This window comes from Edaphobacter sp. HDX4 (genome assembly GCF_036877565.1).
Classification (GTDB): Bacteria; Acidobacteriota; Terriglobia; order Terriglobales; family Acidobacteriaceae; genus Edaphobacter.
In genome coordinates, this window is the sequence record NZ_JAEDXW010000031.1 from 1 (window position 1) to 22,219 (window position 22,219).

At 57.6% G+C, this 22,219-nt stretch carries 22 protein-coding genes; 7 read left to right on the forward strand and 15 right to left on the reverse strand.

Features of this window, described 5'->3' with window-relative positions; translation table 11 throughout:
* Positions 1-43: 43 nt before the first annotated feature.
* Positions 44-943: an alpha/beta fold hydrolase gene (locus tag JAO29_RS20895; protein WP_334270213.1), complete on the reverse strand. Its 900-nt coding sequence runs from the start codon at positions 941-943 to the stop codon at positions 44-46.
* Positions 944-1,141: 198 nt separating this feature from the next.
* On the opposite strand from JAO29_RS20895, the gene JAO29_RS20900 reads away from it, so the two are divergent.
* The gene (locus JAO29_RS20900; protein WP_334270214.1) at positions 1,142-1,717 is read left to right on the forward strand and encodes a CGNR zinc finger domain-containing protein; all 576 of its coding nucleotides are present in this window, start codon (positions 1,142-1,144) and stop codon (positions 1,715-1,717) included.
* A gap of 1 nt (position 1,718) precedes the next feature.
* Here the strand turns inward: JAO29_RS20900 and JAO29_RS20905 are convergent, their stop codons facing one another.
* From JAO29_RS20905 to dacB, 5 genes are all read right to left on the reverse strand, one after another.
* Positions 1,719-2,120: a hypothetical protein gene (locus JAO29_RS20905; RefSeq protein WP_334270215.1), complete on the reverse strand. Its 402-nt coding sequence runs from the start codon at positions 2,118-2,120 to the stop codon at positions 1,719-1,721.
* Between the two features lie 31 nt (positions 2,121-2,151).
* Positions 2,152-2,550 (reverse strand): hypothetical protein, encoded by a 399-nt coding sequence (locus JAO29_RS20910; protein ID WP_334270216.1) that lies wholly within the window; start codon positions 2,548-2,550, stop codon positions 2,152-2,154.
* Positions 2,547-2,891, reverse strand: a complete 345-nt coding sequence (locus JAO29_RS20915; protein ID WP_334270217.1) for a c-type cytochrome — start codon at positions 2,889-2,891, stop codon at positions 2,547-2,549. Before JAO29_RS20915 ends, JAO29_RS20910 begins: the two co-directional genes overlap by 4 nt.
* Before the next feature lie 17 nt (positions 2,892-2,908).
* Entirely contained in the window at positions 2,909-3,646 is a 738-nt protein-coding gene (locus JAO29_RS20920) for a sulfite exporter TauE/SafE family protein (RefSeq protein ID WP_334270218.1), read from the reverse strand.
* 101 nt (positions 3,647-3,747) lie between these two features.
* Entirely contained in the window at positions 3,748-5,415 is a 1,668-nt protein-coding gene (gene dacB, locus JAO29_RS20925) for a D-alanyl-D-alanine carboxypeptidase/D-alanyl-D-alanine endopeptidase (protein WP_334270219.1), read from the reverse strand.
* Positions 5,416-5,492: 77 nt separating this feature from the next.
* On the opposite strand from dacB, the gene folP reads away from it, so the two are divergent.
* A complete protein-coding gene (gene folP, locus JAO29_RS20930) occupies positions 5,493-6,413 on the forward strand; it encodes a dihydropteroate synthase (RefSeq protein WP_334270220.1) in 921 nt (306 codons plus the stop codon).
* A gap of 21 nt (positions 6,414-6,434) precedes the next feature.
* On the opposite strand, the gene JAO29_RS20935 is transcribed toward folP, so the two are convergent.
* Complete coding sequence (locus JAO29_RS20935; RefSeq protein WP_334270221.1) at positions 6,435-6,803, reverse strand: hypothetical protein; 369 nt, start codon at positions 6,801-6,803, stop codon at positions 6,435-6,437.
* Positions 6,804-6,968: 165 nt separating this feature from the next.
* Positions 6,969-8,015, reverse strand: a complete 1,047-nt coding sequence (locus JAO29_RS20940; RefSeq protein ID WP_334270222.1) for a VWA domain-containing protein — start codon at positions 8,013-8,015, stop codon at positions 6,969-6,971.
* A 166-nt stretch (positions 8,016-8,181) separates the two neighbouring features.
* Between JAO29_RS20940 and JAO29_RS20945 the strand changes: the two genes are divergently transcribed.
* The 5 genes from JAO29_RS20945 (at position 8,182) to JAO29_RS20965 (ending at position 14,602) form a co-directional block, all read left to right on the forward strand.
* Positions 8,182-9,603 carry an alpha-L-fucosidase gene (locus JAO29_RS20945; RefSeq protein WP_334270223.1) on the forward strand — a complete coding sequence of 474 codons (1,422 nt, stop codon included), beginning with the start codon at positions 8,182-8,184 and terminating at the stop codon, positions 9,601-9,603.
* A 273-nt stretch (positions 9,604-9,876) separates the two neighbouring features.
* Positions 9,877-11,364 carry a DNA recombination protein RmuC gene (gene rmuC / locus JAO29_RS20950; protein ID WP_334270224.1) on the forward strand — a complete coding sequence of 496 codons (1,488 nt, stop codon included), beginning with the start codon at positions 9,877-9,879 and terminating at the stop codon, positions 11,362-11,364.
* A 146-nt stretch (positions 11,365-11,510) separates the two neighbouring features.
* Positions 11,511-11,753, forward strand: a complete 243-nt coding sequence (locus JAO29_RS20955; protein ID WP_334270225.1) for an acyl carrier protein — start codon at positions 11,511-11,513, stop codon at positions 11,751-11,753.
* A gap of 2 nt (positions 11,754-11,755) precedes the next feature.
* Positions 11,756-13,006 (forward strand): beta-ketoacyl-ACP synthase II, encoded by a 1,251-nt coding sequence (fabF, locus tag JAO29_RS20960; RefSeq protein WP_334270226.1) that lies wholly within the window; start codon positions 11,756-11,758, stop codon positions 13,004-13,006.
* A gap of 99 nt (positions 13,007-13,105) precedes the next feature.
* A complete protein-coding gene (locus JAO29_RS20965; protein WP_334270227.1) occupies positions 13,106-14,602 on the forward strand; it encodes a sialate O-acetylesterase in 1,497 nt (498 codons plus the stop codon).
* Positions 14,603-14,604: 2 nt separating this feature from the next.
* On the opposite strand, the gene JAO29_RS20970 is transcribed toward JAO29_RS20965, so the two are convergent.
* The 7 genes from JAO29_RS20970 to JAO29_RS21000 all read right to left on the reverse strand — a co-directional run bounded on the left by JAO29_RS20970 (position 14,605) and on the right by JAO29_RS21000 (position 22,195).
* A complete protein-coding gene (locus JAO29_RS20970) occupies positions 14,605-15,345 on the reverse strand; it encodes a YIP1 family protein (protein ID WP_334270228.1) in 741 nt (246 codons plus the stop codon).
* 83 nt (positions 15,346-15,428) lie between these two features.
* Entirely contained in the window at positions 15,429-18,104 is a 2,676-nt protein-coding gene (locus JAO29_RS20975) for an ABC transporter permease (RefSeq protein WP_334270229.1), read from the reverse strand.
* Between the two features lies 1 nt (position 18,105).
* A complete protein-coding gene (locus tag JAO29_RS20980) occupies positions 18,106-18,435 on the reverse strand; it encodes a PadR family transcriptional regulator (protein ID WP_334270230.1) in 330 nt (109 codons plus the stop codon).
* Positions 18,436-18,515: 80 nt separating this feature from the next.
* Positions 18,516-19,010 (reverse strand): biotin/lipoyl-containing protein, encoded by a 495-nt coding sequence (locus tag JAO29_RS20985; RefSeq protein WP_334270231.1) that lies wholly within the window; start codon positions 19,008-19,010, stop codon positions 18,516-18,518.
* Entirely contained in the window at positions 19,007-20,500 is a 1,494-nt protein-coding gene (locus JAO29_RS20990) for an acetyl-CoA carboxylase biotin carboxylase subunit (protein ID WP_334270232.1), read from the reverse strand. The genes JAO29_RS20985 and JAO29_RS20990 overlap by 4 nt, the downstream gene beginning before the upstream one ends.
* A 124-nt stretch (positions 20,501-20,624) precedes the next feature.
* The gene (locus tag JAO29_RS20995) at positions 20,625-21,446 is read right to left on the reverse strand and encodes a hypothetical protein (protein WP_334270233.1); all 822 of its coding nucleotides are present in this window, start codon (positions 21,444-21,446) and stop codon (positions 20,625-20,627) included.
* Between the two features lie 314 nt (positions 21,447-21,760).
* Positions 21,761-22,195, reverse strand: coding sequence for an ExbD/TolR family protein (locus JAO29_RS21000; protein WP_334270234.1), 435 nt, complete (start codon positions 22,193-22,195; stop codon positions 21,761-21,763).
* Between the last annotated feature and the right edge of the window lie 24 nt (positions 22,196-22,219).

A 22,219-nucleotide genomic window follows, 5' to 3' on the forward strand; every position in this document is an offset into this window, starting at 1 on the left:
GCGCATGAAGTCCATTCTAACGTTCTCATGCGCCGGTCTTCGATCAGGCGACAGCTTCCAAAAGCCGGTCAATCGCCTCTGCGATCTCCTCAACGTGCGTTTCGAGGGCGAAGTGGCCCGCGTCGAGAAGAGTCACGACCGCGTTGGGATTGTCTCTCTTGAAGGCCTCAGCACCAGCGGGAATGAAGAAGGGATCGTGCCTGCCCCAGATTGCGAGCGTAGGTGGCTTGTACGTGCGGAAGTACTCCTGAAAGGCAGGGTAGAGCTCGAGATTGGAGGCATAGTCCAGGAACAGATCAAGCTGAATGTCTGCGTTCCCGGGCCGCTTCATCAAAGCTGCATCGAGGGTATAGGTGGCAGGGTCGATTGGACGGTCGGCGGGTGCGCCATGCGTGTACTGCCAACGCGTAGCATCGAGTTCCAGAAAGGCGCGCAACGAGTCGCGATGCTCCTGGGTCGGCTCCTTCCAGTAAGCCTTGATCGGATCCCAGGCATCTCCAAGGCCCTCGAGATAAGCGTTCCCATTCTGTGAGATGACGGCCGTCACCTGCGTAGGATGAGCCATCGCCAGCCGGAGTCCGGTAGGTGCCCCATAGTCGAAGACGTAGATGGCATAACGGTCGAGATGGATGCTGTCTGTGAACGCGGCGATAGTCTTGCTGAGGGAATCGAAGTTGTACGTGTAGTCCCGACCGGTGGGAACTTCGGTGAAACCAAAGCCTGGAAGGTCCGGTGCAACGACATGATACTTCTGCGCCAGGCGCGGTATGAGTTCGCGGAACATCAGCGAGGATGTAGGGAAACCATGCAACAGGAGGATCGTCGGAGCGGTACCATCGCCAGCCTCGCGATAAAAGATATCAATGCCGTCAGTGTTAACTGTTCGGAGAAAGAGATGCGGCGCGGAGACGCCGGAATTCGAGGGGATTACTGATGTGGACATAAAGGAACTCCTTAGGTGGAACAAGACTCATAGCGATTCATGAGGAGCTTTGTAACCGCTCAAAAACGTGATTCACGGTTACCAATGCCTTGATTTATAGTCAATGTAACTTTCTATGTCAACGTTTAAAGGTTACAATTAGATCAATGAAGTAGCGCATGCCCTACGTGGCGCGACCGAAATGCGACCCTAAAATCTATGCGCCATGTTCCCGAAGTCCCGCCGTTGTTCCTCGCCGATCATCCAGTCCTTGATTTTCTGAATACGATTGCCGCACCGCAGGGTGAACCGGTGGATGTGTTCGGATGCGACGAAGATGTTCTTTACTGGCTGGCAAAGGCAGGACTGGCACCGGAAGAGGAGCCGCAGGTCGCACGTGGTGCTCTGCTGGTCGAGGCTCGCAGCCTGCGAGAGATGCTCCGGCCGATGTTATCGAGACGTAAAGACGGCAAGAGGATCGACGTGGCATCGTTGAATGCATATATGACCCAGGCATTGAGCTATCCCCAGCTTGTCACTGGTTCGGGAGGCCTTCGGGTAGAACGACGTCGGTTAGCAGGAAGCGCGCAGCAAATTCTGGCACCTGTTGCAGAGGCTGCCGCAGAGTTTTTTGCGAAGGCCGACTTCGACCTCGTCCGTCCCTGCGAAGGCAAGGGATGCATCCTGTGGTTCTACGATCGAACCAAGAGCCACCGACGCCGCTGGTGCAGCATGCAACTGTGTGGGAATCGGCACAAGGTGGAGGCGTTCCGCGAACGTCAGCGGGAGAGCTGACCTATTCTCTGCTGAGAATCTCCCGGCCGAAGTACAGCGGCCCGAGAACTGCAATGAGGACGACCCAACCGCGGAACACGATCTGCTGAGCATATTGAAATTGACCGAAGCAGGCCGCTCTTCCGAAGTGGCGATAGAGGAAGATGGCCTCGATATACAGCCACATGGGCGGAGCAATCACCCACAATCCCAGCAGCCAGCTCTTCGCCTTCCATCGATCCTGAGCCTGCCTGTTGCCGCGACTGGCAGCCGTTTCTTCGCGGAGCCACTGAAAGCCCTTGGCTAGCGAAGATATGGCTGCGATTACACCGATAACGGTGACCGCGAGGGCGACCCACCCATGAGAGTTGAAGGTCCCCGTCATGCATACTTCTGCGACAGAGTCTCCGACTGGATTTGTCATTCCCTCCTCCTCATGCTCTTAGCCCAGAGCGTTACGACCGCAGGCGATCGCGCACTGAGGCCCTGACCAGGTAAAGGAAGAAGACCAGCACCAGCAGAGCTCGAACGAGGAAGAAACCGACCTTCGTCTTTTCGAAGAAGAAGAAATCGCCCGCGCTGAGCAGAAGGCACCCGGCGGTGACGATGGCCCACCCCCATTTTTTAAGTCGCAGCAGACCGAAGACTCCCACGGCCAGAAGCGTGCAGACGCCGAGGACGCTGTACTTGGCGGTATTGGAGCCAAAGGTCCCACGCAGCGCGGCGAAGGCGTTGAGGATGGTCATAAAGATCATGAACATCGAGATGCCTGCGATGCCAGGCAACATGCCTCCGGCGCGAGCCTCGAGCCGCCGAATCTCCCGCTCGTCTTTCTCGTTGATCTCGTCGCTCATAGGGTATGCAGATAAGCCAGCAGATCATCCAGATCCTGATGATCGATCACGTTGCCCTGGGCTGGCATCATATTCCTCCCGTGAAGAATCGTAGCGGAGACGCGCTCATCGGTGGCCGCAGCTCCGCTTGGCAGGTACTGCTTTTTGAATATTCCGCGCAGTGCAGGTCCGGCCAGCGGCGTGTCGGTTCGGTCGTTGTGACAGATCTGGCAGTGGGCCTGGTAGACCTCATGTCCGCGGGCCTGCTGCGGGTTCAGTTGATCCAGTGGAGTAGGTGGCGGGATAGACTTGCAGCCCGCCAGCGCGCATGCCAGCAAAGACAAAAGACCGATTCGCTTCATCGTGATTATTCTCTCACCTATGCTCGTGCAGCCTGTACGAGCAGGAGACCGCCTATTGCCATGAGACCCAGGTAGACGTAACGGAGAAAGCTGTTTCCGTGGAGGCGATGATTCACGACTCGGCCGAGCCAGATGGCCGGCCAGAGTAAGGGGAGGCTCAACAGGAAGTAATGCGTGACCTCGCGAGTCCATAAGCCACCAAACCAATAGAAAGCCATTCCGATGATGCTTGCCGGGAGAAAATATCCCTGCAACGTCGCCCGGAAGTGCTGTGCGGACCAGCGGCGCATGGCACCGTAGATGACGAGCGGCGGACCGTTCATGCCGTACGCCCCGCCCAGAATGCCCGCGAAAAATCCGCAGCCGATGAGCCAGGGAACACTGTCCTTCTTCAGCTCAGGAGGCTTGCTTCCAATCAGGGAATAGAGAGAGAAGACGAGAATGACAAGTGCCAAAGCAATCTTGACTGCCTTCTGATGACTGCTGGTCAGCAACAGAAGCCCGAGGGGGATTCCGAGAAGGGTTGAGGCAAAGAGCCAGCCCGTGCTGCGGAGGTGGACCTCGCGCCAGTCCTGCGCTACAACGACCAGAGCGATGGAGATCGAGATGAGAACTGCGAGAGGCGCAGCCACCGTCAGCGGAAGATAGAGGGCAAGCAGAGGAACCGCGACAAGAGCTTCACCAAATCCAAACGCTGAACGAATGAATGTCGCGAAGAAGATGATTGCGAGGATCACCGCCGTTGCCACGGTCATTCAAGAAACCCGTTCCCAGAGGAGCGACCGTGACGATCCCTCTTCCTAATTTTTCGGCGACTCAGGGCGGCACCTGCCTCTAGTCTAATCGGTCAGAGCGACTACTCTGCCGCTCCAATCAAACCCACGATCTTATCCATCGCAATGCGGTCTGCGCTGGAGCCTGGGGTATGCGCACTGTCCATGATGGAGAAGATCACCGTCTTGCCACTGGCACACTCGATATAGCCGCTCAGCGCGCGTGCCTCACCCAGTGTTCCAGTCTTTGCGAAGACGCGATCCTTGAGCGATGTCGCTCCAAATCGCTCTACCAGCGAGCCGTCTTCTCCGCCGATGGGCAGAGTTCGTTTCCAACCGGCGAACCAGGGCTGTGTGGTCACAAACTGCAGCAAACGCGCTGTAGCTCGCGGAGCGACGAGATCGTGGCCGCTCAATCCTGAGCCATCGAAGAAGACGAAGTCGTCCGGATCAATTCCGGCGCGTGAGGTCAGGAACGCGCGGACGACACGCGCTCCGTTGACGGTGGACCCATCATTCAGGACGGCCGCGCCAGCGTTATGCAGGAACATCTCGGCGTGAAGATTCTGGCTTACTTTGTTGGTGACGACCATATCTTCAATCAAAGGCGGAGATACATGCTGAGCCAGAACAGTCTCTGTCCTACTGCCGCAATCGTTGATGCAGGCGGTGGCCGGTGTCGCGGGAGCATAGGTTCGCGTCCACTCCATGGCGGGGATAGGCTCGTGTGAGGCCAGGAGAAAACCTCTGGCGTCGGTAGCGACACGATGCTTCGCGCGCGCTACACCGGTCACCAGGATTCCACGGGATTCAAGCATCGCCTTCAGAGCTGCAGCTGCATACTCTGCCGGATCATGAATGGCGATCTCCTCTTCATCCGGACGAGCGTCGACAGCGATCGAGCCGTAGATGCGCAGAACCTTGGACCCGGTTGCACGGTCTATCTGCACATGGTCACCGCTCCTGGCGGGACCGGTCGTCAGGGCTGTCGTATCCGCGGTGTAGTAGGGAGCAATTGGATCGATCATGACAGATGCCGGAGCGCCGGGTGCGGTTCCGGGCGCCACCGTCAACTTCAGCTGGTTGTCACTGATGGTGAGGGCCGAAACTGGAGCGCCATATCCCCACACGGCGTCATCAATGGACCAGTCTTGTGGGTAGGGCTCCCATGGATAGAGCGTGTCATCGCCTACCACGTCACCGTTGATGACCTTCAAGCCAGTCTTCGCAACCTGGTCAGCCATATCCTCGAGATAACGCAGCGCTGGCGGTCCCAGCGGAGGCTCCTGCCCCGGCACCACCTTCGGCCGCAGCGCAGGCGACACATAGGGAATCTGCCGACCCGATAGATTCGCATCTCCGGCGCCCACTAGGACGACGTCGCCTGCAAGCTTGCCGGGCGAACTGAATGTACCCCGCGTGACAACCCGGGTCGTAAAGGTCGCCTGTGAGCCGAGGACTGCAAGCGCCGTTGCCGTGGTGAACATCTTGGTATTGCTGGCAGGCTGAAACAGCTGCCCCTCATTGAGCGAATAGATGGGCTTGCCATCCATCTCGGTGACCTTTATGCCCCAGTGCGCGCGAGCAACGGCAGGCTCCGCCAAAACGGTCTCGATCTCGGCTGCGAGCTTTGACTTCTTCTCCGGAGCGTCTGCTTTCAGAGCAGTCTCTGTCCTCAAGCTATGCTTCTGCGCAACGCAGATGGGGGTATACGCCAGGAGCAGGGCTGCCACACAGGATGTTCTGTTCATATGGGCGAAGTCTAGCATCCAGACCGCGTTCGCCCGTCACTTTCCTTGGGCAGGCGTACACACTCTAGAATCGCTGCATGGCCTTCGCTCCTCGTCCCATCTTTGACTGGAAGCTACGGACCCGATCGCTTGCGCTCGGCCGCCGCACGGTCACAATGGGAATCCTGAATGTTACCCCCGACTCTTTCTCGGATGGAGGTCAATTCTTCACGCCGGGAGAGGCTCCTGAACGTGCCTTGAAACGGGCTATGGCCATGCTCGATGAGGGGGCGGATGTGATCGATCTGGGCGGAGAATCCACACGCCCGGGTGCAACGCCGGTATCTCCCGAAGAGGAGCAGGCCCGCGTGCTTCCGGTCCTCTCGGCGATCCTGCGGGAGCGCCCCTCGACGATTGTCTCCATCGACACGTTCCACGCCTCGACCGCACGAATGGCAGTCGAAGCGGGCGCTGAGATCGTCAATGATGTGAGCGGTCACCTATGGGACCCTGCCATGTCTTCCACCTGTGCAAGCCTCGGCTGTGGGTCGGTGCTCATGCATACACGGGGCAAGCCTTCCGAATGGCGTTCTCTTCCTCCGCTCCAGGAATCAGAGATTGTTCCAATGGTGGTGACTGGATTGGAAGCCACCGTGGGTGCGGCACAGGCTGCCGGAATCGATCGCAGCCGGATCGTTCTCGATCCGGGCTTTGGCTTCGGAAAGCGACTCGAAGAGAATTATCCTCTCCTCGCACATCTATCGTCGTTGGCTCAGCTGGGCTTGCCGGTCATGATGGGGGTCTCGCGCAAGAGCTTTCTCTCGCACACAATTCCGCGCAGCGCGTTGACGGCGGGTGATGACTCTCTCCGGTCGCTCGACCATGCGAGGCTGTACCCAACCCTCGCCGCCAACGTCGCTGGGATTCTCTCCGGAGCGCATATTCTTCGCGTTCACGACGTCAGACCTGCCGTGGAAGTTGCAGCCATCGCAGATCGAATTCTTCGCGACAGCCGCTAACTCAAAGATCTGGCCTACGCGTCACCGAACCTTCTTGATGCCAGCTTCATCGATCAAGGCTTCATCATCATCACTGATATCGTCGTCATCGATCACGTTGGCGTCGCTCCCGGCAGCCGATTTAGATCGATCGGCATCGTTGATGCCAGCGTCCAATGCATCTGCACGAACTTTTGGATTGAGTTCCTGTCCAGGCGTGAGGGTCTGATCTTCATCAGGCGCTGTAGACGCCAGGGCCTCGCTCCCTGCCCACTCCGTCGGATTGCTCTCGGAATTATCGAAGGTGGCGGTAGCATCAGCGCCCACCTTCCGTATGGGATCGTCGAAGGTCTGCTTGTCTCGATGCAGGCTCATCGGCTGCGTTGGGTCGTTTGTTGCAGGATCGGCCATAACTCCTCCTCGCGCTCCGCCTTAACATCGCGCGTTCAGGGTTGGATGCACCGAACGGGAGTTCAGTGTTGGCTGACAGAACGGATTCTCCCTTCGAATCCCCGGAGGTGTTGCTGCACGAATACGCACGTCAACTGGCAGGACTTTCGAATCAGCCTGCAGAGACTATTGTTGTGAGTAGTAGCCCTTCATTGTCCGTGCCTTGAGGCCGGGCTTGTCTACGTGAACCTGAATCGCGTGATATTCGTCGTTATGCTCCGCAGGAGGAGGGTCGTAGGTGACCTCGTAATACGCGGTTACGTCGTCGAGTGAACGCTGGAGTATCGTGCCGAGGTCATTGGAGTTCAGGACGAGGCCACCGGACTGGACGGCGAAGACCTGCAGCCCCAGATTGCCGATGTTGGCGTCGTATGTTTTGCTCAGGCCCTGGGTAAAACTTTGATAGTAAGTGCTGCGGAAGACAGATTCCGTGGCGCCAAGCGCATCCAGGGCGTAGAGCGTAATCCGGTCTTCACGGAGAGTGGTCGAAAGTCCCACAACGCTGGAGAAGATCTGACTTTGTTGCCTCGCTGTGAGCATAACCGCGGGACCACTGAGAAGCGGCCAACCTGGTGACACCCACAGAATCAGCTTGCGTCCCGGCTTTGCTCCTTCTTGCGCAGCCAGTTGATCCAGGGCGTGGAGAGACAGGTTCGTCCGGTCACTGGCACCATAGAAGCCGGTTGAACGACGAAGCGTGCGGAGACGCATCGTGTATTGATCCAGCGCAGCGCTGAGAGCCTTTCCGTCGGTCGAAGACCCCTGCTGAACGAAGATACCCGTGTCCGTCACCACCGCGAGCGAAGTCGGCGAAGATAGATGCTCTCCATGAGAGCGTAGAAAGTGTTCAATCTGATCGCGTTCGGTTGAAACTGTCGTGAAGGTCGCATTGATCGCGTCGAGCACCAGAAGAACTTGTACGGGCGCGCTCTGTCCGCCGAGCTGCGCGAACGAAGTGATGGCCTGCGGAGTTTTGTTGTCGAGAATCTTGAAGTCGTTCTGGGTGAGCCCCGCGACAGGATGTCCAGAGTCTGGAGTTACTGCGATGTCCAGAGTGATCTTTTTTTCCTTCGGGGTCGTGGTATTTGATTGCTGGGCCTCCATAGTCAGGGGGCCCGTGGAGAAGAGAACAAAAGACAAAAGGCAGAGAAACACCCGTCGTATGGCAGCCATAAGATCCTCTTTCACCGGAGCCCGAGCGGCTCCGCGGGTATCGCCGAAGTCGGCCATCCCACTTGGTTAGACGCTCTCCTGGCTCGATACGACTCCTATCTTCGGCAGTGCGGGTAATTACGTAGGATGCAATAGAGTGGCTGATATGCTTTTTTCCCGCAGGCAAATGCTCGCTCTCTCTGGCCTCGCAGCTGGCTCTTCCCTGCTGCCGCGCAGCCTCCATGCCTTCCAGACCGGCGCGCCTGCAGGGGCTCCTGATGCCTATGCCATGCCGCAACCGGACCTCCAAGGCCCCGTTCTACCAACCTGGGAGTCGCTGCGGGATACCTACGCCGTGCCGAGATGGTTCAATCGTGCGAAGTTCGGAATATTTATCCATTGGGGCCTGTACAGCATTCCCGCGCATGGCAGTGAATGGTATGAGCGTCGCATGTACAAAGATCCTGAAGGCACCCAGTGGCATGCGGAGCACTACGGACCGCAGGATAAATTCGGCTACAAGGACTTTATTCCACTGTTCAAGCCGGTCAACTATCACGCCGATGAGTGGATCTCGATCTTCAAGCGGGCCGGAGCAAACTACATCGTTCCCGTCGCGGAACACCATGACGGCTTTCCAATGTACGACTCAGCCCTGACGCCATGGTGCGCGGGAAAGATGGGTCCGAAGCGGGACCTCACAGGAGAACTGGCGACTGCGGCACGCAGGCAGAATGTCATCTTCGGACTCTCGTGCCATCGCATGGAGCACGCCTACTTTGCCTACCCCGCAAAGGGCCTCAAGACGGATGAGTTCGACCCGAAGTACGCTGGATTCTATGGTCCTCCCATCGACCAGGAGTTCAATAGTGGGAACAACTCCAAGGCCTTCCAGATGGATTGGCTTGCCCGAGTGCAGGAGCTGGTGGATAAATTCTCACCGCAGCTTCTCTACTTCGATAACGGCGTTAACGCGCGGGAGTACGACGAGGTAAAGCTTCGAGCTGCCGCCTACCTTTACAACAGGGCACGGGAACATGGCTACGAGACGACGCTCGCCACCAAGGACCAGGCGTATCTCTTTGCCACCGTGCAGGACTTTGAAGGCACCCACCACGCGCCGAAGTGGCCCTACCCGGCTGCATGGCAGTGCGACACACCGATCGGGAACTCCTGGGGCTACATTGAAGGGCTGAAAGTAGCCAGTGGACTCTCGCTCATCCATCAAATGATGGCAGTCGCAAGCTGCGGCGGGAACCTGCTGCTGAACGTCTCGCCCAGAGGCGACGGTTCCATTCCTGGAGACCAACAGAAAGCTTTGTTTACTTTGGGCAAATGGCTTGGGGCAAATGGCGAAGCCATCTATAACTCGCGCGCGTGGATCGTACCCGGAGAAGGACCGTCGATCCCCCAGACGCCGCCCGGAGACTGGAAGGGAACCTCGACTGCAGATCTACATCCGGTGCACGTCGAATCTCCCGAGGCAAAACCGTACACGGAAGCGGACTTCCGCTTTTCGGCGAAAGACGGGCGCTTATACGCCATGGGTTACAAACGACCTGCAGCCGAGGGACCATCAAAATGCTCTCGACAGGGAAAACGAAAATAGAGAAGGTAACGCTGCTGGGCAGGAACTCCCAGGCAGTGAAATTTCGGCAGACTGCGGACGGATTGGTCTTCACACTACCCTCGTCAACCGTAAGAGACGAGCAGCCGTATACGTTGCGCATCGACGGCATGATGCCATTTGGATTGCAGTAGAACCGTTGGCTCGTCAGGCGTCCGCGCAGATCACAATCCAGGAAACCATGCAACAAGCCCTTGATTTGCACACGCTGCAACATGCGTCAGCCGGTGCTATTCTTTGGCGAAGGAAAAACGAATGTTGACAGCGCTTCTCGTCGCCCAAATTATCACCCTGCTTGCCATCTTCTGGCTGATGCTCCGTCGGCCCTCCGCGCCGGTGCAGGACCCTCGCCTGGCACAGGTTCCGGATCAGCTCACGCGGCTGGATGCCCGCAATCAGGCTCTCGAGGAACATATCCACAATGCTTTCTCGCAGATGCGGACAGACATCGCTGCCGAGGCGCAACGCTCTCGCGAGGCCAGCAGCGCGGACTTTGGCGCACTCCGCGGTGAAGTAACCCGCAACATCGCTGAGCTGAGCAAACTGTTGCAGAACGGGTTGGGCGAGTTCCGTGCCGATAACAAGGTCTCCGACGATCTGTTGCGCAAGGCCGTTCTGGAACAGATGCAAGGACTCTCGCAGCGCGTAAACGCGTTTACTGCCGAGACCAGCCAGCAGCACATGGAACTCCGTGAGACGCTGAACAAAAAGTTGAATGACCTGATGCAGAGCAACGCCGGCCTGCAGGAGCAGCTACGCACAGCGGTAGAAAACAGGCTCAACAAACTAAACGAAGACAACTCGAAAGAACTTGAGAAGATGCGGCAGACGGTCGACGAGAAACTCAACGACACGCTGCAGACGCGGCTGACCGAGAGCTTCGGCCAGGTCACCGATCAGCTCAACAAGGTCCACTCCGGCCTGGGCGAGATGACGAAACTCTCCGACGGTGTCAACGATCTGAGCCGTATCTTCACGAATGTAAAGTCGCGCGGCGGCTTTGCCGAGGTGCAGCTTGGAATGCTGCTGGAACAGATGCTCGCACCCAGTCAGTTCGTCCGCAACGCCAAGGTCAAACCGGGTTCGCTGGAGGTAGTCGAGTTTGCTGTCCGCTTTCCGGGCCAGTCCGGGGAGACTCTCCTGCCCATCGACGCAAAGTTTCCCCGCGAAGACTGGGAGAGACTGGAGGCGGCCTACGAGAGCAATCATCCGGAACAGATCGCCTCTGCCGGTAAGGCATTCGAGTCCGCCATCCGAACCGAGGGGGACCGCATCTGCTCGAAGTACATCAACCCTCCCCACACGACACCGCACGCCATCATGTTTCTGCCTACGGAGGGTCTCTATGCCGAGGTCATGCGGAGGGACGCACTCCAGGCTGAAATTCAGTCAAGGTGCCGCGTCACCATCGCCGGGCCGAGCACACTGTCCGCCATTCTGACCAGCTTCCAGATGGGTTTCCACATGCTCGCGATTCAGGAGAAGGGAGATGAAGTGTGGAACGTACTGGAGGGTGCAAAGAAAGAGTTCGGGAAGTTCGAAGGGTTGATGGACAAGATGGACAAGCAGGTCGGAACAGTGCAGAACACCATTCGCGATCTCGGTCAGCGCTCAAGAGCGATTCATAAAACGCTGCGTGAGGTCGGCCAATCGGACAAGACTCTGCCCGCATCCCAACTCATCGACTTCGATCAGGCTGCCGGAATCACCACTTTCCTCGCTGCCTCTGGCGAGGAGGATTGACAAAAGTTTTTGCCTCTGATTCTTCAGTGCCCCGGTTTGCTTTACACTCTCCTAGGCCCTCAGTATGCTTGAGATTGGCCTGCGCGGGGGCCGGGCTCCCGACTATCGCACGGTTTTGACCTTAGAGATCTATACAGGAGAACGACATGGCAGCAGTTGATGAAAAGGTGAAGCAGATTATTGTCGAGCAGCTTCAGGTGGATGAGGCTGAAGTGACCCCCGGCGCAAGTTTTCAGGAGGATCTTGGCGCCGACTCTCTCGACGTAGTCGAGCTCGTCATGCAGTTCGAAGAGGCCTTTGATATTCAGATCCCGGATGAGGACGCAGAAAAGATCAAGACCGTTAAAGATGCGATCGACTACATCGACAAAAACCAGAAGGCAAAGTAACCATGCTTGAGCGTCGTGTCGTTGTAACTGGCCTCGGTCTGATATGTGGGGTCGGCAACACCGCGCCTGAAGTCTGGGATGGACTGATGGCGGGTAAGAGCGGAATGGCTGAGATCAAGGCCTTCGATCTCACCGGGCATCCCGTGCGCTTTGCTGCTGAGGTGAAGAACTTCGACCCACTTCAGTTCGTGGATAAAAAAGAGGCCCGCAAGATGGGCCGCTTCATCCATTTCGCTCTGGCAGCTTCGGCAGAGGCGATGAGGCACTGCGGACTGGATGTCACCAACGAGATCGCCGATCGCGTCGGTGTCCATATCGGTTCGGGCATAGGCGGCTTCGATGTTATCGAGCGCGAACACAGCGCTATGCTTGCTGGTGGTCCACGAAAGATCTCCCCGTTCTTTATTCCAGGCTCGATCGTCAATCTGGCTGCGGGGCACGTCTCCATCCGTTACAATGCTAAGGGACCGAATGAAGCCACCGCTACCGCCTGCACGACCAGCGCGCACTCCATCGGTGATGCGTTCCGCATCATTCAGCGGGGCGATGCTGACGTAATGCTTGCCGGGGGTACCGAAGCCGCTATCACCCCGATGGGCGTGGGCGGATTCGCTGCGATGAAGGCGCTCTCCACTCGAAACGACGATCCTATTCATGCCTGCCGTCCCTTCGACAAGGATCGCGACGGTTTTGTCGTTGGAGAGGGTGCCGGGATCCTGATACTCGAGGACTTGGATTTTGCGAAGGCCCGCGGAGCGAAGATTCTCGCCGAGATCATCGGTTATGGTCTTTCGGCGGACGCCTTCCACATGACCGGAATGGCTCCTGAGGGCGAGGGATGCTACCGTTCGATGGTTCATGCCCTCAGAGTGGCAGGAGTTTCACCGGATCAGATCGATTACGTCAACGCGCATGCTACATCTACGCCTCTGGGCGATGCCCTGGAGTCGCAGGCCATCGAAAATGTCTTTGGCGAACGGGCTAAGAACGGCACGCTTCTCGTCAGTTCCACGAAATCCATGACGGGTCACCTTCTGGGTGGCGCCGGTGGATTAGAAGCAGGTATCACCATCATGGCGATGCAGAACCAGATTGCGCCTCCAACGATGAACCTGGTGGAAGCCGACCCGCAATGCCGCCTGAACTACGTTCCTAATAAGCCGCAGCCGGCGAAGATTGACTACGCCCTTTCAAACTCCTTCGGCTTCGGCGGCACCAATGGTTCACTGGTCTTCAGGCGCTGGACGGAATAGGCAGATTACAAGACTAGAGAGAGGCACGGATCGTTCCGTGCCTCTTTTCTATTTTGATCCTATGGGTTCGCGGTATAAAGGTTCTCGCCGGAGATGCCGATGAACCTGCGATCCCTTGTCCTTCTGCTTGCAACCGCTACCTCTTGCACCATCGCCGACGCTGAAGTCTCCCTGCCCAAGATCTTTTCCAGCCACATGGTGCTTCAGCGCGACATGCCAATTCACCTGTGGGGGACAGCAGCGCCTGGAGAGCGGGTGTCCGTCTCTTTCCACGGCAGCTCAGATTCGACGACTGCGGACAACGGCGGCAGATGGAGCGTCTATCTCCCTGCCCAACCGGCTGGTGGACCCTTCACGCTCGAAGTGCGATCCTCCAATACCATCCGGATGGACGACATTCTTCTTGGAGACCTCTGGTTTGCGTCCGGCCAGTCGAACATGGAGATGCCGCTGGCAGGGTTCCCCGGCGCCATCCTTAAAGACTCTGAGAAGGAGATTGCGGCGGCGAATTACCCGCAGATTCGGCTCCTTCGCATAGACAAGGACGCTTCTTCCTATCCTCTTGAAGACGTCAAGACCGCAGATGGATGGTCCCTCTGCACTCCTGAATCTGCGCGTACCTTCTCGGCGGCTGCGTACTTTTTTGCGCGAGACCTTCAGCAGCACGAGAAGGTGCCGATCGGCCTGATCGACTCCACTTGGGGCGGAACCCCGGCAGAGGCATGGATCAGCCTCAACGGAATCGCCTCTGACGCTTCTCTGATGCCTGTCTTCGCCGCTCGCGCCGAGCGCATGGATCGCGAGAGTTCCGAGCGTCGCCAGGATGAGATAGACAAACAGGCGAAGCTCGATGGGAAACCGGCAAACCCGCCCCGCCCATGGCACCCGGATCCTGTTTCGTGGGAGCCTGCAGCCCTCTTCAATGCCATGGTTGCTCCTTTCACCCCGCTGCCGATTCGTGGCGTGATCTGGTATCAAGGCGAGAGCAACTCCAAACTGGACACCGTGGAGCTTTATCATCGGCTGTTTTCGGGATTGATCCAGGACTGGCGCCGGCAGTGGCGGCAGGGTGACTTCCCTTTTCTCTTCGTCCAGATCTCGGCCTATTCCAGTACGCCGCAGGAGAACTGGGGACTACTGCGCGATGCGCAGCGCCGAACACTGGAGCTCAGGAACACGGGAATGGCCGTCACCATTGATGCTGGAGACGAGCACAACGTCCATCCAGCCAATAAACAGATCGTCGGCGAACGGCTGTCCTTACTTGCGAGAAAGATCGCCTACGACGAGCATCTCACGGCGTCCGGTCCTCTCTTTCGACTTGCCTACCCCTCGGCAGGAGCCATGCATGTCTGGTTCGATAACGCAGAAGGACTGAGATTTCGAGGTTCGGCAACAGGCTTTGAAGTGGCAGGCCAGGATGGCAGATTCCTTCCAGCGGAGGCTCGCATCGAGGGAGACAGCATCGTAGCAACCAGCCCGTCCGTGCCTGAGCCGCGATACGTACGGTATGCATGGCCGAACTTCCCCGCAGCCAATCTCTACAACGGAGCCGGCCTGCCCGCTTCAACGTTCACATCATCTCCAGTCCCATAGGGCTAACTGCTGGCGAGCGCGATGCCGGTCATCACGATCAATCCAAGCAGCCACCACCCCAGTACAACCACTGCGGCTTTGCCTCTCGAAACCTTCGCTACAATCGCGGTCCCGATGACCAGCAACAGCACGACCCACAAGCCGATTACGTCGAAGAAGCTCAGCAGTGTCCGTACCCACGGGGAGGCGTCAGGCATGTAATAGGCCAGGTTTGTGCCTAGAGGATTCTGCATGTTGTAACTGTCAGTATTCACTCCGGCTACCAACAGGATGGCGACCAGCAATCCGCTTAGCAGACGAGGAAGCGAGGCGTACATCCACACCGCGAACATCTGTCCGAACGTTGTCCGCGCACCGAGCCCGAAGTTAAAACTCGCCCAGTAGAGCAGCGCGCCGAAAGCAACGAAGACCAGGACGAGAACAAACGATGCATAGCTCGAGTATCGGTACGCCTTGGCCATGCCCTGCAGGCGCGCGGCCCTCTGCTCGGGCGTCAGAGCATTGAAGGCTTCTTCCTGCTTCGGGTTCTGATGGATCTGAACCTCGGCTACTCGCGCGAAGCCTACCTGCCGGTCAACGGCCACAGTAGTCCCCAATGTGACCAGCACCATCAGCACGAAGGGAAGCCACCACTTTGCGCTACGAAGAATATCCGCAAACGTCTTGGTGGGCGCGACAAATACATCCACGACGCGTTCGACTTCGCTGAGTCCGGCTGGCTGCTCGACAACTGCATCACTCATTGCCATCTCCTGCAGTTCTTTTGACAAAGACGGTGTTGCAGGATTGTAGCTCCGGGCAAGGAAGCAGTAACAAATTTGTGACGCTATTCGCTGCGCAGCGCCACTGCAGGATCAACCCTGCTTGCAAGTCGCGCTGGTATCGCGGTAGCCGCCAGTCCAATTGCAACAAGCAGCAGCGGCACCAGGGCAAACGTTACAGGATCCCGCGGACCTACCCCAAACAACAGCGAGGCCAGGACGCGCGACGACGCCAGCGCGGCCACCAATCCCGCTGCAACTCCCGCAGCGATCAGCCGCATACTTCTTGCCATCACCAGCTGCAGAATGTCCGTTCTGCGTGCACCCAGAGCCATCCGCATTCCGATCTCCTGCGTCCTCTGTGCCACCAGAAATGCAATCACTCCATAGAGCCCAATCACCGCCAGCAGAAGTCCGATCGCAGCAAAGAAGCCAACCAAAGATGCCTGAAATCGCGGCTGGTCCGCCAGCTTGCTTACCCTCTGCCTGAGGGTGGCGATATCGACAGGCAAGGTGGGATCAAGTGCCGCAACCTGCAAACGAATCCACTTCGCCGTCTCCTCGGATGGCAGTGAGCTGCGCACTACGACCATCGACGTCTGGCCCCACACACCACGGCCAACCCAGTCGTCCGCACGATTGCGCCGCAGCAGATAGTACTCCGGGGTCTGCTCACCGCTGAGGCCCCCGTTCTTCACGTTCGCGGCAACACCAACCACCCTGTACCACGTCGGGCTTTTAGGAAAATCGACATGGTCGAAGTTCACCAGCTTGCCAATGGAATCGCCGGCAGGAAACAACATCTCCGCCAGCCGTTGACTCAAAACCACAACGCGATCGCTCGAGTTCAGATCCTCATCCCGAAATCCCTCGCCCCGCACCACCGGAATATCCAGTGCGCGGAAGTACTCCGGCGAGATTGACCGCATTGTCACTACGGTTCCTCCTCCTTCCATCGATCGCGGCCTGCCATCGACAAGAATCTCTCCGAACCGGACAGCACCATGGCCATTTCCCGGCGGCAACGAATCGCTCACAGAAACCACCTGTACTCCCGGCCCAAACCGTAACCGGGTCGCCAGTTGCTGAAAGAACGCCATCTTGCTCGCCCCACTCGAGTAGTTTCGCGGCCCCAAGGTAATGCTTGCCGTCACCGTGTTGTCCTCGCGCATTCCCAGCTGCTGATGCTCCAGTCCCCAGAAGCTGCGCAGCATCAGTGCCGCCGCAGTCAGCAGCACAACGCTAGCTGCAATCTGCGCAACGACCAGCCACTGCCGCAGACCCGCACGTGAGACGGACGCCAGCGTACGACCCGTCAGCATCTCCTCCCTTGGCTGCTGCAGCGCAGGCACCAGCCCAAACAGCACGCCGCAGACAAACGAGAGCATCACCGTGAAGCACACAATCCGCGCATCCAGCTGCACCCTGCTGATGTAAGGAACATTCGCGGGAGCTAGCGCAACGAAAGCCTGCAGCAGACCCTTCGCAAGAACGCATCCCGCGAGGGCTCCCGCCAACGACAACAACGCCGCCTCCGTAAGCGCCTGAGACACCAGCCTTCCCCGGCTCGCCCCGAGCGCTGACCGCACCGCCAACTCTCTCTGCCGGCTCGCGCCCCGCGCCATCAGCAAACTTGCCACATTCGCACACGCAATCAGCAACACCGCTATGACCGTTCCCAGCAGCACCCAGGCTGTCAAACGAACATCCTGCATCTGGCGATCCCGCAGCGAACGTACCTTCAACCGGAAGTTCGAGCGAATCTCCGCCGGAATCCACTTCTGCGTCTGCTGGAACAGAGGCACCAGCTGTGCATACGCCTGCTCCACGCTCACACCTGGCTTCAACCGGGCGAAGACACGCTTCGGCCCCCCGATGCCTTCGTTCGATCTGCGGTCCGCGGCCTCGTCCATGGTCATGGGAAATACCACGTCTGCTGCCTGCAGTCGTGGCATCTCAAAGTCCTTTGGCAGCACTCCAACCACCCGCACCGGCTTATCGTCGATCTCGATCGTCCTGTTCAGAATCCTCGGGTCGCGATTGTAATGCCTCAGCCAAAGTCCATACGAGATCAACGCCACTCGCGGGGCTCCCGGCATTCCTTCCTCCGGCAGGAAGTTCCTGCCGGCCACCGGCGTAATGCCAAGCGTCGGCAGAAAGTTGACCTCGACCGTTGGACAACTCATCTGCGCCGGGCTGCCCTCCGTCAGGTCGCATTCCCTCGTTACCGCAGTCTCCGACGTCATCGATTCGAAGGGAGTCTGGTTCCTCCTCCAGTCGTAGTAGAAGCCACCCAACATAAATTCCTGAGCCTCAAGCGACTGCACCAATCCCACCGATACCAACCGGTCGGCATGCGAGTAAGGCAGAGAACGAAAAAGAATTCTATCCACCACGCTGAACACAGCCGCCGTAGCTCCGATCCCCAGCATCAGTGTGACCAGGATGGTCAACGTGAACGTCGGGTTCCGACGGAATCCACGCAGCGCGTACCGTACGTCCTGGGCTAATCTCTCGATCCAAAAGCCAGGACGCTGTTCGCGACATTCACCTCTGGTTCGCTCCACGCCACCGAAGGCAATCATCGCCTGCCGCCGCGCCTCTGTCTGCCCCATGCCTGCAACGACGTTTGCTTCGATCTGCCGGTCCAGATGAAACGCTAGTTCCTCATCCAGCTCGGAATTTTTATTCCGCAGGAATAAGCGGCGAAGAAGGATCTGCAATCGCCTGAAAGCTTGCATCTCATGCCTCCTTCAGGACGAGTCCAATAGCCTTGGTCAGCCGCTCCCAGTTCTCCAGCTCTGTTTCCAACTGTTTCTTGCCCGTCTTGGTGAGCGAGTAGAACTTGGCGCGGCGATTATTCTCTGAACCGCCCCACTCAGCCTCAATCCATCCCTTGTACTCCAGCCTGTGCAGCGCCGGGTAGAGAGAGCCCTGGCCAACCTGCAAAACATCCTTTGACACTTGCTGGATACGTTGCGCGATACCCCAACCATGCATGGGCTCCAGAGTGAGCGATTTCAAAATAAGGAGATCAAGAGTTCCCTGCAGGAGATCGGATTGCGGCGGCATCGGCTTCCCCTCGACATTCGACAACAGAATGACCCTGACTACTGTCGGATGTCAACAGGAATATCGGCGTTGCGGCCCTCCTACTCCACGATAATAAGAACCTGGCCCGCTTCGACGGTCGCATCGACTGCAACTGCGACCTTGGAGATCCGGCCCGCCTTCGGAACCTTCAGTTCATTCTGCATCTTCATGGCTTCGATGACGACGACTCCCTGCATGGCCTCTACCTCATCGCCTTGGGCTACCAAAACGCGCACGACCCGCCCTGGCATCGGAGCCTTGACTGGGCGCGGACCTGCTGCGCCATCTCCGCTGCCACTGCGCCCGCGCAATGAGCGAGGATCTTCCATGGCAAATTCATAGCGATGCCCTGCAATGATCACGGCATCGCCATCGAGAATACAGCGGTACTGGCGACCGTCTGCTATCAGAGATAGAACGTCCTCCTGCCCCAGGCTCACATCCACGTCGAGGACACGACCATCTACCTCGCAAACGTGATGCCCAGGATTACCCACGTCATCCGGTATCTCTACGCACCGGGTCCTTCCATCGAATTGAACCCATCTCTTCATGCGCGGAGCCCCTCGGACCGGCCTGCTGACTTCCATCGACTGGCGAGAGCTACGGCGCTCGAGGCTTTAACCTTCTCTCGTCTCTCTGACAGGATGACTGCGGCCAAAGAAATGATCTGCTCGGGAACACTGCCGTCTTTATCTGACGCGACCTGAGATAACAGCCGGTCGAGGTAGCCGGTATCAATATTTGCCGAGCGGAAGTCACTATCAGACAGGATCCTGCGAAACAGGCCGAGGTTTGTGCGAATGCCACCTATGACATAGTCATCCAGTGCTCGCAGCATTCGGCTTATCGCAGCCTCGCGTGTTGCACCATACGTGATGAGCTTGGAGAGCATGGGATCGTATTCCAGGGGTACGTTCCACCCCTCGTAAACTCCGCAGTCCTCGCGCACGCCAGGTCCACTGGGCTGCAGTAATCGAGTGATCTTTCCCGGCGAAGGAAGAAAGTTGTTGCCCGGGTCTTCAGCGTAGATTCGACACTCGATCGCGTGGCCGCGAAGTTGGACCTCATCCTGCCGCAACCGGAGCTTCTGCCCCATCGCCACGTGGAGTTGCATCTCTACGAGATCGAGACCTGTAATCAGTTCGGTTACTGGATGCTCAACCTGCAGGCGCGTATTCATCTCCAGGAAATAAAATTTCTGCTCAGCATCCAGGAGGAATTCCACCGTACCTGCGTTGACGTAGCCTGCTGAAAGGGCAAGGCGCACCGCAGCTTCTCCCATCCGGCGGCGAAGATCTTCGCCGACCACCGCAGAAGGAGCTTCCTCAATCACTTTCTGATGGCGTCGCTGCACAGAGCATTCCCGCTCGCCCAGATACAGGCAATTGCCGTGCATATCCGCAATCACCTGAATTTCTATATGTCGAGGACACTGGATAAGCTTTTCCAGATAGACCTCGCCAGACCCAAAGCTTCGTTCAGCCTCGCTGCTCGCCCCAACATAAGCCGACGGAAGCTCAGCCTGGCTCCAGACCGCGCGCATTCCCTTGCCTCCGCCACCTGCTGCAGCCTTGAGCATAACGGGATACCCGATCTGGGATGCGGTCGCGATTGCTTCCTGCACGGACGAGAGACCCGTGACACTTCCGGGAACCCGAGGCATCCCGGAGAGATCGGCAGCCTGACGTGCCTTGGTCTTCGACCCCAGGGTTCGCATTGCGCTGGCGGGGGGTCCAATGAAGGTGATGCCTGCGCTTACACAAGCATCTGCGAACGTAGCATTTTCCGATAGAAAACCATAGCCAGGGTGGATCGCATCCGCCCCTGCACGACGGGCGACTTCTAGGATCAAGTCAGTGCGAAGGTAGCTCTCCGTCGCTGGTCCTGGTCCCAGTCGATAAGCCTCGTCCGCGTAGCTGACGTGGAGAGCTGCCCGGTCTGCATCAGAGTAGACCGCCACGGTGGACAGTCCCATCTCCCGACAAGTCTTCATAATCCTGACGGCGATCTCGCCTCGATTTGCGACCAATACTTTTTCCATACGATTGAGTAAGCCGTCATTCTAACGCCCGAACCTGTTCGGGCGAAATCACCTGACAAGCAGATCCCAGTAGACAAAAAAAAGAGCCTCCATACTGGAGGCTCTTTCTACTTTGAAGAAGCGGCTACTGCATTGTGACTCCACCCTGAGTCTTCTCTTCCTTCTTCTTCTCGTTCTCCTTGCGAGCGCCCATTGCCTTTTGGCTCCACTCATCGGCCTTCGCCAGATCATCTTTGCGGGCGTTATCGTTGCCGCACTCGATATCAGCCTTGCGGCGATAGCTGAGGTTCAGATACTGCATGGCATCGTCGTATGTGGGGTTCAGCTCAACTGCCTTCTGCAGATACTCCAGGCTCTCATTGACAAGAGCGGAGTTCTGCTCCTGTAGCTTTTGGCAGGCGGCCTTGCTCTTCTTGACGTTGCCGTTTCCGTCGTCCGTAAGATTCTCTGAAGCTAGGACGGTCTGTGCGTTCTTGTAGGCCTGAATCCAGTCGACGACACCCACCGTGTAGTGTGCCTCCGCGTCCTTGGGATCCAGAGAGATGACCTTCTTCTGATATTCCTTGGCCTCTTCAAACTTTTTCGTGTTGAAGTCGATTGAAGCTATCTGCTTTAGAGCGCCGACATCATTAGGATCCTTTGCCAGAACCTCGTGAAAGCCTGCCAGAGCTTTCTGTGCCAACGCGAGATTCTCTGGTGTATCCAGGTTCGGAACGACCTGATACGAATACGCTGTAGCAAGGTACAGCTTAGCCTGATCGTAGCTCGGGTCCAGTTCGATTGCGTTCTGAAAGTGGTTGACCGCCTCCTCGTAACGGGCGTTCTTGAACGCCTGCACGCCTTTGGTCAGCTGGTCACGCGCCTTCAGGCGGTTGCACCCGGTTACAGAACTTAGCATCAGCGCCAGCAGAGCGGCCGTAACCGGGATCCGTGCAGTCAATTTCATGGGACGTGATATCTCCTTCAAATGGGCGCGTATTGTCTGGGGACGGCAATATCAGTGAAAGCAAAATTTAAGCTTGCCGGTTGATTGTATGGTATACCGCCGCCTGTGACCAGTGGCGGATGTCCTATTCGTAACGATTCTTTATTTTCTATCCTGAACGAGCGCGGTTCGGAAGACAAACTCAGCGAAGGCCATTACCGAACCCTCTATTACAAAGAACAAAAAGTAGGCGAACTTCCAGGGCAAATGAATCGGGCGGCCGCTCTTATAGCCGGACCGCCCGAAGCAAGAACCTGGTGCGAGACCTGACTAAATTACTGTCCTGCTTCAACACGCGGCGTAATCAGACCGATATTATCAACTCCGGCCTGATGCCCAAAATCGATCACTTCTGCAACTTTGCTGAAGTCAAGATCCTTGTCGCCCTTGACGAACATCACCTTTTCCTGACGAGCTGAAAAGATCTCAACTAGTTTGGGCTCGATGTCCTGCTTGTTGAACGAGGTGTCATTAATCTTGTACGAAGGAGCGCCAGCACCATTGGAGAGGACCTGCACGACGATCGTACGATCGTTCGGCGTATCGTTGGTCTTGTTCTTCGGTGGCTGGGGCACCAGCGCGTCCAATCCCTTAGGGGTTACCGGTACGATCACCATAAAGATGATCAGGAGTACCAGCAGAACGTCGATCAACGGTGTTACGTTGATCTCGGATACTGCTCCGCCCGAACTTCCCGCACTCATTCCCATAGCAAACTCTCCTCAGCACTTCGT